Origin of the sequence: Aromatoleum evansii (assembly GCF_012910805.1) — a bacterium.
In the GTDB taxonomy this organism is placed as follows: domain Bacteria; phylum Pseudomonadota; class Gammaproteobacteria; order Burkholderiales; family Rhodocyclaceae; genus Aromatoleum; species Aromatoleum evansii.
Genome location: NZ_WTVK01000021.1, coordinates 26,030 through 40,944 on the forward strand (window position 1 = coordinate 26,030; position 14,915 = coordinate 40,944).

Sequence of the window (14,915 nt, forward strand, 5' to 3'; positions counted from 1 at the left end):
CCAGGTTGGGGTTGTCCGTCCGGTTCGACACGGGCAACGCGAATAAGGTCAAAAAGGGCGGTGCCGTCGTCAGGCGTTCGCCGTGCCGAGGCAGCGGTGGCGCAGCGCCGGCAGGCTCTCGCGCACGGCCGCAATGCGCGCGGGGTCGAGATCCGCCCACACCACGCCCGGCCCTTCGTCGCGGCACGCGAGGATTTCGCCCCACGGGTCGGCGATCAGCGTGTGGCCCCAGGTCACACGGCCGCTCGGATGGCGCCCGCCCTGGGCCGGAGCCATCACGTAGCACTGGTTCTCGATCGCGCGGGCGCGCAGCAGCACTTCCCAATGGTCGCGGCCCGTGGTGTAGGTGAAGGCGGCCGGCAGGATGATGAGATCGATCGGCCCCATCGCGCGGAAGAGCTCGGGGAAGCGCAGGTCGTAGCACACCGATAGCCCAGTGCGGCCGCAGGGGGCCTCGAAGGTCACGACTTCGCGGCCGGCCTCGATTGTCGCCGCCTCGTCGTAGCGTTCGGCGCCCTTCTGGAAGCCGAACAGGTGGATCTTGTCGTAGCGTGCGACGCGCTCGCCGCGGTCATCGAACACCAGTGTCGAATTGCGCACCTTGGCATCGGAGTCCGCGACCAGCGGGATCGTGCCGCCGACGAGCCACACGCCGTGGCGCGCGGCGGTCTCGCGCATGAAGTCCTGGATCGGACCATGCCCGTCGGCTTCGCGGATCGCCACCTTGACAGTCTCGTCGGCGGTGATCAGCGGGAAATATTCGGGCAGGGCGACCAACTTCGCGCCCACGGCCGCGGCGTCGGCGATCAGCTCGCCGGCGACGCGCAGGTTGTCGCCGACGTCGGGGCCGGAGACGGTCTGGACCGCGGCGATGCGTACGGGGGCGGAACGGTTCAAGCGGCTCACTCCTGCTTCGATGGGTCCGCCGTGCCGGAGCTCGCGGCGGAGAGTTTCTCGACTTTCGGGTCGGCCCAGTTGCCGGTGATCGAATAACTGAACGCGAACATCTTCTCGATCGGATCGCTCAAGGCCTTCTGCGCGACGTAGGCAACGACGCCCGCGACCGGATTGATGAGCCCGGCCGCGGTACCCAACGCGACCGATTCGGCCAGCGTCGGCTGCACCCTCACGCGCAGGTCCTGCGTCTCGTCCTCGAGGTCGACCGACCCGCTCATCCGCACGCGCGCCGAGGGACCGCGGATCTGCAGATCGTCGGTACGCAACTGCCCCGAAGCCGCCTTGATGCTACCGGAAATGCTGTCGAAGGCGAATCCTTCGCTGAACACGTCGCGGAAGTCCAGCGTGAGACGCCGCGGCAACGACTGCAGGCTGAGCACACCGAGCAGGCGTCCCATGCCGGGGTTGAGCTTGCGGAACTGACCGTCCTCGGCCTCGACCATCATCGTGCCGGTCAGCGAGGGATAGTGGATGCGCGTCGGCGCACCGCGCCACGCGAGCTTGCCCGCCAGCACGGCCTTGCCGCCGCGGACAACTTCGCCGTAGCCCAGCCGGCTCGCGAGCTGGCCGATATCGCGCGCCTCCAGGCGGAAATCGAGATCCGTCTGCGGCCGCGTGCCGGGACGCCACAGGCCGGAACCGCCCAGACTGCCATCCGGATTGGCGAGCGAGACCGATTCGAGATGCCACATCCCGCTGCGGTTGCGCGCCTGCAATTCGAGGCGGCCGAACTCGATGCCGCGCAGCGAGAAGCGCTCGACGACGACATCGAGCGCGGGCAAGCGGCGCGGCGGCTCGTCCGTGTCGGCGCCCCCCTCTGCCGCATCCGCGGTTTCCGGCGCGGCGTCGTGGCTGGCGCCGAGCACGAGCCGCTTAAGCCGCGCACGCAGGGTACCATCGCCGCCTTCCCGCCAGTCGAACTCACCCTCGGCCTCGCGGCTCTCGATGCGCCCCTTCCAGCCGCCCGCGTCGGAACGCACGCTGAGGTGCGCATCGCCCAGCTCATGGCCGAAGCCGATCAGGCGCTTCGCCCGCAGGTCCACCGCCGAGACGGCGACTGCGCCCCCGTCGGGTTCATCCTTGTGCTCCCCCGCCGCGGCGGCATCGAACACCTTGCGCCAGGCATCGACGTCGAGCTCGTCGAGCTTGGCGGCGATTGCGAAACCGGATTCCCCGGCGGGAACGCCGGCATGCACGCCGACGCCGCCGCGCGCTGCTCCCCAGGCATCGCCTTCGCGACGGCGCTCCAGCAGCAGTTCGCCACGCCCTTCGAGCGCGATGCCCAGGCTCTCGGACTTGCCGTTGGCGGGGAAGTCCAGCGTCACGCGCAGCGGCCACGCGGCAGTGGCGCTCTTGTTCAGCGGTTCGGGGAGGCTCGACGCGACGCCCGCCAGCGTGGAGTCGACCACCACGCGCGTGCCCTGCGAGCGCACATCGATGTTGGCCTGCCACGCCGAGCCGCCCGAAAGGTGATCGAGACCGGGCCAATCGTGCGCCTCGCGCACGGCCTGCACCTTGAGCCCGCCGCGGGCATCGAACACCACGCCCCCGTCCTTCGCCGTGCTCGCCATGAGCTGCATCGGTTCACCGTACAGGCGCGCGCGCGCCTCGGGGATCGCGAGGTCGTTCTCGGTGAAGCGCACGACGCCTGCGGCCTCCGTGAGCGGCGGCAGACCCTCGACCACGGCAAGGCGATTGGCCGCGAAGCGGTATTCGCCCTTCACCGTGCTCGCATCGATATTGCGCAGCGGCAGCACCAGCTTCAGGTCGAGCGCGCCCGTGCCTTCGGCGCGCATCGCATCGGTGAAGCCGTCGATGCGCCGCGATACCGGGCTCTCGGAGACGAAGCGCAGGAAATCCGCCGTCGGCCCCGATGCGCGGCCATGTATGCTCATGATCTCGCCGCCGGGGGCGTCGAGATCGGGCACATCGGCGACGACCTTCGCGAGCGCCACTCCGAAGATGCGCGCGCGATCGGCGGTGATGCGCATGCCCGGCCCCTCGAAGCGCACTTCGCCGTCGATGTCGGTGATCGACGGCCACCCTTCCGCATAGTCCAGCCGCGCACCGAACACGCGCGTGGTCACGAGGAACTCGCCCGACTTGCGGTCGCGGAAGGGGAAATCGTCGAGATTGCCCCTCAGGCGCAGCCGCGCATCCGGCACGCGCCCGCCGACGATGCCGTGCCGCAGCCAGGTCCGCGTCTCGTCGTTCACGACGTGCGGCAGGTAGCGCCACACCGCTCCGCTCTCGGCGCGCGTCAGGCGGGCGCTGAGGTCGATCTCGCCCGCTCCCTCGGCCGCGGGCCAGTAGCGCCCGGAAGCCGTGCCGGTCGCATCGGGATTCTCGAAGCTCGCGCTGTCGAGCGCGATTTCGAGGCGTCCGGCGGACTGCGTCCAGCGCCCGTCAGCGCGCAAGGTCGAGAAAGCGATGTGGGCCTCGGGGAACACCGCCGGCAACTCCAGCGCGGCGTTCTGGCCGGCGATGCGGAAGCGTCCGCCGCGCTCGTCACCCTCGATCTCGCCGGACATGCCCGCGAGCCCCGGAAGCACCCCCTGCGGATTGAGCCCGATTCCGTCGAAACGCGCATGGAGCTTCCATGTCTCGAGCTGCTCGGGCGGGCCGCGCCACTCGAGACGCAGATCATCAAGGGTACCCTGCGGGGCGAACGCACCAAGACGCTCGCGCACCGCGGGGTCGAAGGGCAGGTGCGCCGCGAGCTCGCTGAGCACGCGAAAATCGAGGCGGCCGCTGGTGAATTTTCCGCCGTCGGGTGTGCCGTCATCGGTGCCGCGCAGCGTCAGGTCCATATCCGTCGGCGCAACCACGAGGCCATCGACCGTCGACAATTCCAGTCCGTGGGCGGAAAACTCCATGCCATCCGGCGTGCGCCGCCCCGCGAGGCGCCCGCGCACGCCCGCGAGTTCGAGCACCGGCAGGTCGTCGCCGAGGCGCGTATTCACGTCGTCGAGCGCGAGATCGACCGCCAGCGATTCGATACCGCCCTTGTCCACTCCCACCCAGGCATGCACTCCGCCTTCGCCTGCGAGCGCGACGGGATAATCGATCCAGGTCCGCCACCCGCCCAGGCTCGCCTCGTCCGCGGCAAGGTACAGTTGTCCCGCCCACGACGACGGATCGGCCGGCGTGCGGCTCTCCAGATCGCCACGCACCTCGACCATCGGCGCAAGCTCGGCCGGCGCGTGTGCCTGCAGCGCGAATTGGTAGCGCGGCCCGCTGCGCAGCAGGCGGAACTGCACCCCCGCGAGATTCAGCTCCGGCGCACCGCGCAGCGCGTCGGTCCAGCCGACGCTCGCATCGCGCACGACGATCTCGCGCTGTGCGAACAGCCAGTCCGCCAGCGTCCCGTCCGCGCTCGCTTCCGGGTCGATGCGCACGCCCGCGACGTAGATCGCGCCATCGACCTCGCGGCGCATCGCGAGCACCGGCCCCTTCAGCTCGATGCGATGGAAATGCGGTTCGGCGCGCAGCAGCGAGGACCACGACAGGGTCGCGTCCACGCTTTCCAGGCGCAGTGCCGGACGCCCCGAGGCATCCTTCAGCTCGAAGCCGGCCAGGTGCAGGCGCGGGCGCAGGCCCGACAGGTCGGCGGACAGATTCTCGATCGACACCGGCAGGCCGGCCGCGGCCGAGATCGCACCCGCCACCTCCGCGCGGAACTCGCCCACGCGCGGCACCAGCACCTCGCGCACCAACAGGAACCCCGCCCCCGCGACGAACCAGGCCACCAGCACGACGACCGACAGCACGCGCCACAGGCGGCCACGGCGCGCGGTTGCGACGATGTTGCGGACGTCAGGGAGATGGGCGTGAGGAGCGTTCATCGGCAATAAGGCGGAAGCGTCGCCGCAAGACGACTGAATGCGGACCGGCTTCGATACAATCCAGTGTGCATCCTGAGCGTCGGCACCAGCTCAAGCGTCCGGGGAACCGCGCATTCTATCAACGATCCTGAGCTCGCCTCCCATGTCCGAGACATCCAAGCAGCCCTCCGTAGCAATTTCTTACGCCGCCACGCTGTCGCGCTACCTGCCGCGCATGCTCGACAGCCGCAGCTGGCTTGCCGAACGGCTCGCTGTCTCGCTCGACCGGCCGCTCGACGCGGAGGCGATGCAGGCCTTCATGGCGGCATCCGGCCTCGACGAAGCCCGACTGCGCGGCACGCTGCGCAATCTCCGCACCTGGGTCATGTGCCACCTCATCGTGCGCGACCTCAACGGCATGGCCGATCTCGCCGAAGTCACGGAGACCATGACCGTGCTCGCCGAAGTCACCATCCGCGCCGCCCACGACGTGCTGCGCGAGGCCCTGGTCCAGCGCTACGGCGCGCCGGTGTCGCAGTCCGGCTGGGAGCAGGAGCTGCTCGTCGTCGGCATGGGCAAGCTCGGCGGACGCGAACTCAACGTCTCTTCTGACATCGACCTGATCTTCATCTATCCCGAGGACGGCGAAACCGGCGGCGCGAAGGTCATCAGCAACTTCGAATTCTTCGAGCGCCTCGGCAAGCAGCTGATCCAGGCGCTGGCCGAGATCACCGAGCACGGCCAGGTCTTCCGCGTCGACATGCGCCTGCGCCCGAATGGCGATTCCGGGCCGCTGGTGTGCTCCTTCGACATGCTGGAGAACTACTTCATCACGCAGGGCCGCGAATGGGAGCGCTATGCGTGGATCAAGGCGCGCGTGCTCGCCGGCGAGCGCTTCGAGGAGTTGGAGAAGATCGCCCGCCCCTTCATCTTCCGCAAATACCTCGACTTCGGCGCCATCAACGCGATGCGCGACCTCCACGCGCAGATCCGCCGCGAAGTCGCGCGCCGCGACCGCGCCAACAACATCAAGCTCGGCCCCGGCGGCATCCGCGAAATCGAGTTCATCGCCCAGGTCTTCCAGATCATCCGCGGCGGGCGCGAGACCCAGCTGCAGATCCGCCCGACGCTCAAGGTGCTCGCGCGCCTCGGCGAGCGCGGCTTCCTCGCCCCCGAGGCGGTCGCCGAACTCGGCGAAGCCTACGAATTCCTGCGCCGCCTCGAACATCGCCTGCAGTACCTCGACGACGCACAGACGCACGACCTGCCCGGCAACGACGAAGACCGCGCACGCATCGCGCAGGCGATGGGCTTCCCCGACTTCGCCGCCCTGCTCGAGGTGCTCGACCGCTACCGCACAATGGTCAGCCGGCACTTCGAGCGCGTCTTCGGCGACCCGGCCGAGGAAGGCCACACCCTCGACAGCATGTGGGCCTCGGCGGGCGACGCCGGCCAGGCCGAAGCCACGCTCGCCAAGCTGGGCTACCGCGACCCGCCCGCCGCCGCACGCCGCCTGGCGGCGATCCGCACCGGCAACCGCTACCAGCAGCTGCCCAACCACATCCGCAGCCGCCTCGACGCGCTGATCCCGCGCGTCGTCGAAGCCGCAGCCAGCACCTCGGGCGCCGACGAGACGCTCGGTCGCTGCCTAGACCTTCTCGAATCGATCAGCCGCCGCGGCGCCTATCTCGCGCTGCTGCAGCAATACCCCCAGGCGCTGCGCCGCGTCGCCGACCTGATGAATGCGTCGCGCTGGGCCGCACAGTTCCTCATCCGCCACCCCATCCTGCTCGACGAGCTGCTCGACGCGCGCCTGCTGCAGACCGCCCCCGACTGGCCCGAGCTGCGCCGGCAGATCGCCGAGGCCGTGGACGCGGTCGAACCCGACATGGAGCGGCAGATGGACCTGATGCGCGAGCAACACCACGCCCTCGTGTTCCGCCTGCTGATGCAGGACATCGCCGGCATGCTCACGGTGGAAAAACTCGCCGACCACCTCTCGGCGCTCGCCGACCTGATGGTGGACCTGAGCATCCCGACGATCTGGCGCAAGATCAAGATCCGCCACCGCGACGAGCCCAAGTTCGCCGTGATCGCCTACGGCAAGCTCGGCGGCAAGGAACTCGGCTATGCGAGCGACCTCGACCTCGTGTACCTGCACGACGACGACGCGCCCGAAGCGCCCGAGGTGTACACCCGCCTCGGCCAGCGCCTGAACACCTGGCTCTCCAGCCAGACGGCCGCGGGCATCATGTTCGAGACCGACCTGCGCCTGCGCCCCAACGGCGAATCAGGCATGCTGGTGTGCTCGCTCGACTCCTTCCGCAAGTACCAGCTCGAATCCGCCTGGGTATGGGAGCACCAGGCACTCACGCGCGCGCGCTTCGCCGCGGGCGACGCCGCACTCGGCGAAGCCTTCGAGCGCATCCGCTGCGAAGTCCTGCGCCAGCCGCGCGACCTCGACAAGCTGCGCGCGGACGTGCTGGAGATGCGCCACAAGATGCGCGACGCGCACTCGGGCAAGAGCGAGCTCTTCGACCTGAAGCACGATTTCGGCGGCCTCATCGACGTCGAGTTCCTCGTCCAGTACCTCGTGCTCGGCCATGCGCACCAGTACCCGGAGCTCACCGGCAACCTCGGCAACATCGCGCTGCTGCGCATCGCCGGCGAGCTCGGCCTCATCCCCGCCGGCCTCGCCGGCCGCTGCGGCGACAGCTACCGCATGTTCCGCCACCTGCAGCACCGCCAACGCCTCAACGACCAGCCCTCCCGCGTCCAGCCGCTGGAAGTCGCATTCGCGCGCGAATCGGTGTGCCGGCTGTGGCAACTGGTGTTCGGCGAGGACTGACGCCCGTCCGGGCAGCGCGGCGCGGACCTGCCGACTGAAATATTTCAGTTCGCGCGTCCGCGCATGACGCGGGCTTGGCGCCGGACTAGAATCAGCCTCCTTCCCACGGGTGAACGAGCCTCATGAGCCAGGAAATCGAACTCAAACTCGCGCTGCCCCCCCGGGCCCTGCCGGCGCTGAAGCGCCACCCGCTGGTGGCCGGCGCCGCGCGCCAGGGAAGCGCGAAGACGCTCGACAACACCTACTTCGACACCCCGGACCTGCGGCTCCAGGCCCGCCGGATTGCCCTGCGCACCCGCAAGCAGGGGCACGTCGACCTGCAGACCGTGAAGTGCGCGGCCGAATCCACGGCCGGCCTCACGAGCCGGCCCGAGTGGGAGCAACCCTACTGCGGGAGCTTCGACTTCAGCGCGGTCGATGCCCCCAAGGTGCGCAAGCTCCTCACGCGCCACGCAGCGGCGCTCGTCCCCGCCTTCTCGACCCGCTTTCGGCGCGAAACGCGCCTGTATGCGCCCGACGACAAGGTGCGCATCCTGATGATGATCGACACCGGCGAAGTCATCGCCGGCGACCGGCGCGCGCCGATCTGCGAACTCGAGCTCGAACTCGTCGCCGGCGAGCCGCTCGACCTGCTCTTGCTCGCCTGCCGCCTCGCCGCCGACAACCCGCTGATGCCCAGCGACATCAGCAAGGCCGAACGCGGCTACGCCCTGCATCTCGGCACGCGGCCGGAACCCGCACGCGCGGAACCGTCCGCCATAGCCCCCGACCATTCGCCGCTCGCGGCCTTCCGCGCCCTCGCCTCCGCCTGCCTGCGCCAGTGGCAGGCCAACGCCGTCGGCGCCACCGAGGACGGGGCGCCCGAATTCATCCACCAGCTGCGCGTCGCCCTGCGGCGCCTGCGCACCCTGTTGAGCCTCTTCGCGCCGATCCTGCCGCCCGAATTCGTCGAACACTGGCGCGCGCGCCTCGGCGAAAACGCCCGCGCCTTCGCCGAGGCGCGCGACCTGGACGTCCTGTACGAAGAGATCCTCGCCCCGGTAGCCACCGACGAGGCCGAACACAGCGGACGAGAAGCCGATTCCGTCATCGCGCTGGCCGAGCGCATCCGCAGCGAACGCGAGCGTGCGCGCGGCGAAGCCCTGCTTGCGCTCGATCCGGCCGCCCAGGGCCGCCTCATGATCGGGCTGACCGCGGCGCTGCACGCCTTGCCGGACGAACGCGCCCGGGACGAGCGCGCCCTCGCCGACTTCGCCGTCCGCGAGCTGGAGCGCCTGCGCAAGAAGGTCCGGCGCCGCCATGCCGCGGCGGCCGACCGCAGCCGCACGCATCTGCACGCGCTGCGCATCGCCCTCAAGCGCCTGCGCTACGCACTCGAGTTCTTCGCCCCGCTGTTGCCGGCCAAGCCCACCCGCCGCTATCTCGCGACCATCGTGCGCGCCCAGAACGCGCTCGGCTTCGTACACGACGTCGATGTCGCCCGCACCCGCCTCGCCCACTTCGCCGGCGACGACGCACAGCTGGGCGCAGCGGTCGCCTTCGTGTGCGGCTGGCATGGCCCCGGCTACGCCCGTCTCGGCCGCCGCGCGCTGCGCGACGTCGAACGCCTGCTGCAAGAAGACGCGCCCTGGGCCGCCTCGCGCGACTGAGCCGTCATCGCATGGCAACACACACCGCATAGGCTGCGCAGCTTTGGACACGGAGGACACGATGGACCTGCTGCTGTGGCGCCATGCTGAAGCGGTCGACGGCAGCCCCGACCACACGCGTGAACTCACCGAGCGCGGCCTGCGCCAGGCGCAGCGGATGGCAGCCTGGCTGGAGGAGCACCGCCCCAAGCGCCTGCGCGTGCTCGTCAGCCCGACCGTGCGCACGCGCCAGACCGCCACCGCCTTCACCGACCGCTTCGAGATCGTCCCCTCGCTGGGCCCCGACGGCAGCGTCGCCGACCTGCTCGCCGCTACCGGCTGGCCCGACTCGGCCGGCCCCTGCCTGGTCGTCGGCCATCAGCCCGCACTCGGCCGCATGGCCGCCCTGCTGCTCGCAGGCGAAGAAGCGGACTGGACGGTCAAAAAAGGCGCATTATGGTGGTTCAGCAACCGCGTGCGCGACGGCGAAACCCAGACCGTGCTGCGCGCCGTCGTCCCGCCCGATCTCGCCTGACGGCGGCCGGGGCGCGGCCGCAGCGCCGCGTAAATATTTGTACGCGGCGCGGTTTCGCGCCAGCACGCTTGCCGTAAGATTCGCCCTGCGACAGAGGCGCAGCCCGCCAGCACCTTCCGCTCAACTCGTCCGGGCATCCACTGATGAATACTACCGTTACCGCCAACGGCACCAAGCGCGTCATCGACGGTGTCGAACGCGTGTTCTACGACGGCTACTGGATCAAGGCCTACGATCCGCCGGCCGACTCGCTGCGCATGAAGCGGCAGCTGATCGAGGGGCTCACGCGGCGCCTCTTCAACCACGTCGAACACGGCATCAACATTCCCGGCAAACGCCTCGCCGAAGCGCGCGCGTCCTACAACACCGAGCAGGATCCGGAACGCAAGCGCGTGAAGGGAGCGATGCTCGCCGGGGCGCTGTTCAACCGCGCCACCGACATCTTCACCAAGCTGATGGAGATGCAGGAACTCGGCATCGAGATCCAGACCGACAACGCCCTGATGCGCGAATGCGGGTTCTGCCTGCAGGAGGCGCTCAACCTCGGCAAGCTCGTGCGCCACCGCAGCGGCGAGGAAGGCATCGACGAACTGTGGGGCGAACCCTTCCGCGCATTCTCGATCCCCATCGAAGCCTTCTACGACAGCCGCTACATCAAGATCTCGCAGACGTTGCGCGACATCGACCGCATCGGCGGGGTGATGGTGGAGACCTTCGCCGGCTCGCGCTTCTTCGAAGGCATCGAGGATCCCACGCTGCGCTTCACCGAAGCCGCCAAGGTCAAGTGCGAGACGCTGCGCACCGACCCGGCGATCTTCGATGTGTGGTCCGACTTCGCCGTGGCGGCGGAAAGACTTGCCACGGTCACGCCGCGCCTGGCCAGCGCGACCGCCCCCGAGGACCTGCAGCTTGCCATCGACGGCGTGGCCCTCATCGTGCAGGGCCGCGACCTCGTCAGCTACATCACCCGTGCGCGCGTGCCCATGCCCAAGAGCACGAGCGAATACGTGGAACGCTGCGAACACTGGCGCCGTGGCCTGTGCCTGCGCCTGCACCCCTCGCTGGTCGCCCCCTGAGCGCGTCTGCCACGACCGCCCTCCACAACGCGCCGCACTGCGGTGGGAATCCACACCTCATGAAAAAGACCGACCTCGAAAAACTCAACGGCCTCAAGATCCGCAGCCGCATGAAGAACACCGACACCCCTGACCGCTTCGCCAAGGCGTCGGGCGGGGCCAATGCCGGCGCCGGCGTCAATCCCCTCGTCGCAAAGTTGCTCAGGAAAGGCCTCGACGACCAAGGCAAAGCGTAAGAAGCAACGCGTAAACGGCGACGCCCGGACGGCGATCGGCACCGTCCGGGCGTCCGCGAACTGCCGCCGGGCGTCGGCTCAGACGATCACGCCACCACCCAGGCACACCTTCGATTCATACACGACGACGCTCTGCCCGGGCGTGAGCGCCCACTGCGGCTGGGCGAACACGATCTGCGCGCGACCGTCGCCCAGAGCGTCGATCTCGCACGGCATGTCCGGCGTGCGATAGCGCGGCTTGGCCGTATACACCCAGTGGGTGTGCGGGTCGCGCCCCGATATCCAGTTGAGCTCCGTCGCCGTCAGGCTGTGCTTCAGCAAGGCCGGATGGTCGTGTCCCTGCACGACGTGGAGCACGTTCGCCTTCACGTCCTTCGCGGCGACGTACCACGCGTCGTGCTCGCCCGCCTCGTCCTGCTTGCCCTTGATGCCGCCGATGTGCAGCCCCTTCCGCTGGCCGATGGTGTGGTACATCAGCCCCTGGTGCTCGCCGAGCACGCGCCCGTCGTCCAGGTTGCGGATCTCGCCCGGCTTCGTCGGCAGGTAGCGCATCAGGAACTCGCGGAACGGCCGCTCGCCGATGAAGCAGATGCCCGTCGAGTCCTTCTTCTCGGCGACATGCAGGCCCGCATCGGCCGCGATCCGCCGCACCTCGCGCTTGTACAGGCCGCCCAGCGGGAACAGCGTCTTCGCGAGCTGTGCCTGCGTCAGGCGATAGAGGAAATAGCTCTGGTCCTTGGTGCCGTCCTCGGCCTTCAGGAGCTGGTATTCGGTGCGCCCGTCATTGACCCACTCGCGCACGCCCGCGTAGTGCCCCGTCGCGATCTTGTCCGCCCCAAGCTGCATCGCGTGGTCGAGGAAGCAGCGGAACTTGATCTCCGAGTTGCACAGAATGTCCGGATTAGGCGTGCGCCCCGCCTCGTATTCGCGCAGGAAGTCGGCGAACACGCGGTCCTTGTACTCGGCCGAGAAGTTCACGACTTCGAGGTCGATGCCGATCACATCGCACACCGAGGCCACATCGACGAGATCCTGACGCGTCGAGCAGTACTCGTCGTCGTCATCGTCTTCCCAGTTCTTCATGAACAGGCCGGTCACCTGATAGCCCTGCTGCTTGAGCAGCAGCGCGGTGACCGAGGAATCCACGCCGCCGGACATGCCGACGACCACCTTCATCCCGTTCGCATCCTTCTTACTGGACATTCGGTCCTTCTCCATTCAGCCATTCCGCCAGCGGCAGCACCACCGCCGGCTCGCCATGATCCACGAACCAGCTGTCGACCGCAAAGCGCGCGCCCGGATTGTGCCCCGGCGCAAGCGCCGGCTCCAGCCCCGAAGCGGCGACGGCCGCCGGCGCGATGTCGGCCAGCACTTCGCCGCAGTCGCACAACGCCAGCATCGGCGCGACATAGTCGGGAACCCCCGCAGCCGCGGTCGGGGCGGCAGCCGGCGGCACCGGATCATCCAGTTCCTCGATCGCGGCGGAAAAATGCTGCAGCACCAGCCAGGGCGCCCGCCGCTCGACCGGCAGCACGCGATGAAAGCGCAGCCAGCCGCGCGCGGCCATCAACTCGAGAAAATGCGTCGTCGTGGTCGAGTGATCGATGCAATCCATGCGCCCGTCGACATCCCCGTCGCGGTAATTGCCGCCACGGTCCACCGCGATCGGCGTCTGCCTGGCGGACAGGCGCTGCATCATGCCGACCGCACGGGCAATGGCGGCGCGCTCCGAGTCCGCATCCACGGCCTGCGCCAGCACGGCCGCCACGGCGGCGAGCCCTTCCTCCGCCAGCACCACCTCGACGCGGGTCGCACAACCGTAGTTGAAGCACACCTCCAGCGCCGCCGCCCCGCGTGCCGACGGCAGCCAAGCGAGGAGGCAGGCGGACAGGCAGGTGAGCAGCGCGGCACGCATCGCGGCGGCGCTCAGCCCGGATAATGCCGGATCAGCTCGAGCGCATAGCGGCGTCCCGCGATCCAGTCATCCACGCACTGCAGCACCAGCGGGCTGCGATGCCGCTCGCGGCATTCGAGCAGTTCGTCGCGCGTCAGCCACAGCGCCCGCACGATGCCGGCATCCAGCGCGCGCCCTGCCTCCTCCCCGGCGACCGAGCCGCCAAACGCAAAGCGCAGGTAGGTGATTCCCCCCTGCGGCACCGGCCACTGATAGATCCCGACCATATACTCGGGGACGAAGCGGTGCGCCGTTTCCTCCAACGTCTCACGCGCCGCGGCCGCCACCAGCGACTCCCCCGCCTCGAGGTGGCCGGCGGGCTGATTGAAGCGCAGCCCGTCCGCGGTTTCCTCCTCGACCACCAGGAAACGTCCCTCGCGCTCGATCACCGATGCCACCGTGACATTCGGCTTCCACACTCTTTCCATTGCAGCCATCGCAGGCAAAACCGCGATATTAACGCGCCCTGCCGACCACGATGTTCGAAAGTGCAAGCGGAAGCATCCCGCGGAACGCACATAATAGGCTGCGAGGGATTATCATTCGTGGTCCTCCACGTCAGACCAAGAAGAAGATCGTGCGAAGGAGACAGCTCGTCCGAACAAGACCAACTCACAACGATCATGACACCCACTCTCGCTGGCATCCCCGTCGATTTCATCCTGTTCGCGTTCACGCTGCTCGGCGTGGCGCTGTTCCACCACTACACCCTGTATGTCGCGCTGACCGGCTTCGCCGTCATCAGCCTGTACAAGATCGTGTTCACCGGCTTCGCCGCCGGCGCCGGCGTTGCCGGATGGCTCGGACACCTCGGCCACGAATGGGTCACCTTCGCCAACCTCTTCTGCCTGCTGATGGGCTTCGCGATCCTCGCGCGCCACTTCGAGAAGAGCCACGTGCCGGTGATCCTGCCGAAGTTCCTGCCGCATGACTGGAAGGGTCCCTTCGCCCTGCTGGTGATGATCTTCTTCATCTCGGCGATCCTCGACAACATCGCCGCGGCCCTGATCGGCGGTGCGATGGCGCATCAGCTCTTCCGCGCCAAGGTGCATATCGGCTACCTCGCGGCCATCGTTGCCGCCTCCAACGCGGGTGGCGCGGGCTCCGTCGTCGGCGACACCACCACGACGATGATGTGGATCGCCGGCGTCTCGCCGCTCGCCGTCATCGAAGCCGCCCTCGGCGCCGCGGTCGCGCTGTGCATCTTCGGCACCATCGCCGCCAAGCAGCAGCACGCCTGGTCGCCCATCAACAAACACTCGCACGAGCACACCCGCATCGACTGGGGCCGCATCGCCATCGTCGGACTGATGCTGGGTCTCGCGATCGGCACCAACGTCACGGTGAACATCGCCGCCCCCAACATCGCGAGCAGCTTCCCCTTCATCGGCGTCGCCGTGTGGGTCGCGATCTTCATCACCACCAAGCTGCGCCGCCACGACTGGGAAGTCCTGCCGGAGACGGCCAAGGGCTCGATCTTCCTGCTGTCGCTCGTCGGCTGCGCGTCGATGATGCCGGTGAACGAGCTTCCGCCCGCCTCGTGGATGAGCGCGCTCGCGCTGGGCTTCGTCTCCTCGGTGTTCGACAACATCCCCCTCACCGCGCTGGCGATCCGCCAGGGCGGCTACGACTGGGGCTTCCTCGCCTATGCGGTAGGCTTCGGCGGCTCCATGTTGTGGTTCGGATCCTCGGCCGGCGTCGCTCTCTCCAACATGTATCCCGAGGCCCGCTCGGCGGTCCTGTGGCTGCGCAAGGGCTGGCACGTGCCCATCGCCTATGTCGCCGGTTTCGTCGCGATGATGGTCTTCATCGGCTGGCATCCGCAGTAAGCCGCCGCACCCGCGCATCCCGGCATTC

Annotated in this window: 11 protein-coding genes; 6 read left to right on the forward strand and 5 right to left on the reverse strand. The window is 68.7% G+C overall.

The window, feature by feature from the left end; all coding sequences use genetic code 11:
* Positions 1-69 precede the first annotated feature (69 nt).
* Both GO615_RS12550 and GO615_RS12555 read right to left on the reverse strand, forming a co-directional pair.
* Complete coding sequence (locus GO615_RS12550) at positions 70-906, reverse strand: nitrilase-related carbon-nitrogen hydrolase (RefSeq protein ID WP_169128475.1); 837 nt, start codon at positions 904-906, stop codon at positions 70-72.
* Positions 903-4,802, reverse strand: a complete 3,900-nt coding sequence (locus GO615_RS12555) for a YhdP family protein (RefSeq protein ID WP_169128477.1) — start codon at positions 4,800-4,802, stop codon at positions 903-905. The genes GO615_RS12550 and GO615_RS12555 overlap by 4 nt, the downstream gene beginning before the upstream one ends.
* Before the next feature lie 142 nt (positions 4,803-4,944).
* Here GO615_RS12555 and glnE point away from each other — a divergent pair, with 142 nt between their 5' ends.
* From glnE to GO615_RS12580, 5 genes are all read left to right on the forward strand, one after another.
* Entirely contained in the window at positions 4,945-7,629 is a 2,685-nt protein-coding gene (gene glnE / locus GO615_RS12560) for a bifunctional [glutamate--ammonia ligase]-adenylyl-L-tyrosine phosphorylase/[glutamate--ammonia-ligase] adenylyltransferase (protein WP_169128479.1), read from the forward strand.
* 122 nt (positions 7,630-7,751) lie between these two features.
* On the forward strand, positions 7,752-9,278 hold the full coding sequence (locus tag GO615_RS12565; protein WP_169128481.1) for a CYTH and CHAD domain-containing protein: 1,527 nt from the start codon (positions 7,752-7,754) through the stop codon (positions 9,276-9,278).
* A gap of 61 nt (positions 9,279-9,339) precedes the next feature.
* The gene (locus GO615_RS12570; RefSeq protein WP_169128483.1) at positions 9,340-9,792 is read left to right on the forward strand and encodes a SixA phosphatase family protein; all 453 of its coding nucleotides are present in this window, start codon (positions 9,340-9,342) and stop codon (positions 9,790-9,792) included.
* 143 nt (positions 9,793-9,935) lie between these two features.
* Positions 9,936-10,868, forward strand: a complete 933-nt coding sequence (locus tag GO615_RS12575; protein WP_169128485.1) for a hypothetical protein — start codon at positions 9,936-9,938, stop codon at positions 10,866-10,868.
* A gap of 59 nt (positions 10,869-10,927) precedes the next feature.
* Positions 10,928-11,104, forward strand: a complete 177-nt coding sequence (locus GO615_RS12580; RefSeq protein WP_169128487.1) for a hypothetical protein — start codon at positions 10,928-10,930, stop codon at positions 11,102-11,104.
* Positions 11,105-11,182: 78 nt separating this feature from the next.
* Here the strand turns inward: GO615_RS12580 and mnmA are convergent, their stop codons facing one another.
* The 3 genes from mnmA to GO615_RS12595 are packed head-to-tail and all read right to left on the reverse strand — an operon-like array spanning position 11,183 to position 13,486.
* Positions 11,183-12,280 carry a tRNA 2-thiouridine(34) synthase MnmA gene (mnmA, locus tag GO615_RS12585; protein ID WP_169128587.1) on the reverse strand — a complete coding sequence of 366 codons (1,098 nt, stop codon included), beginning with the start codon at positions 12,278-12,280 and terminating at the stop codon, positions 11,183-11,185.
* 16 nt (positions 12,281-12,296) lie between these two features.
* Positions 12,297-13,019 carry a hypothetical protein gene (locus GO615_RS12590; RefSeq protein ID WP_211167079.1) on the reverse strand — a complete coding sequence of 241 codons (723 nt, stop codon included), beginning with the start codon at positions 13,017-13,019 and terminating at the stop codon, positions 12,297-12,299.
* A gap of 11 nt (positions 13,020-13,030) precedes the next feature.
* Positions 13,031-13,486, reverse strand: coding sequence for an NUDIX hydrolase (locus GO615_RS12595; protein WP_169128489.1), 456 nt, complete (start codon positions 13,484-13,486; stop codon positions 13,031-13,033).
* A gap of 195 nt (positions 13,487-13,681) precedes the next feature.
* On the opposite strand from GO615_RS12595, the gene GO615_RS12600 reads away from it, so the two are divergent.
* Entirely contained in the window at positions 13,682-14,887 is a 1,206-nt protein-coding gene (locus tag GO615_RS12600) for a citrate transporter (protein WP_169128491.1), read from the forward strand.
* Positions 14,888-14,915 lie beyond the last annotated feature (28 nt).

Coding starts and splice junctions, on each gene's coding strand:
- GO615_RS12555 (WP_169128477.1), bottom strand. CDS start 4,802: ATGAACGCTCCTCACGCCCATCTCCCTGACGTCCGCAACATCGTCGCA.
- glnE (WP_169128479.1), top strand. CDS start 4,945: ATGTCCGAGACATCCAAGCAGCCCTCCGTAGCAATTTCTTACGCCGCC.
- GO615_RS12565 (WP_169128481.1), top strand. CDS start 7,752: ATGAGCCAGGAAATCGAACTCAAACTCGCGCTGCCCCCCCGGGCCCTG.
- GO615_RS12570 (WP_169128483.1), top strand. CDS start 9,340: ATGGACCTGCTGCTGTGGCGCCATGCTGAAGCGGTCGACGGCAGCCCC.
- GO615_RS12575 (WP_169128485.1), top strand. CDS start 9,936: ATGAATACTACCGTTACCGCCAACGGCACCAAGCGCGTCATCGACGGT.
- GO615_RS12580 (WP_169128487.1), top strand. CDS start 10,928: ATGAAAAAGACCGACCTCGAAAAACTCAACGGCCTCAAGATCCGCAGC.
- mnmA (WP_169128587.1), bottom strand. CDS start 12,280: ATGAAGGTGGTCGTCGGCATGTCCGGCGGCGTGGATTCCTCGGTCACC.
- GO615_RS12590 (WP_211167079.1), bottom strand. CDS start 13,019: ATGCGTGCCGCGCTGCTCACCTGCCTGTCCGCCTGCCTCCTCGCTTGG.
- GO615_RS12595 (WP_169128489.1), bottom strand. CDS start 13,486: ATGGAAAGAGTGTGGAAGCCGAATGTCACGGTGGCATCGGTGATCGAG.
- GO615_RS12600 (WP_169128491.1), top strand. CDS start 13,682: ATGACACCCACTCTCGCTGGCATCCCCGTCGATTTCATCCTGTTCGCG.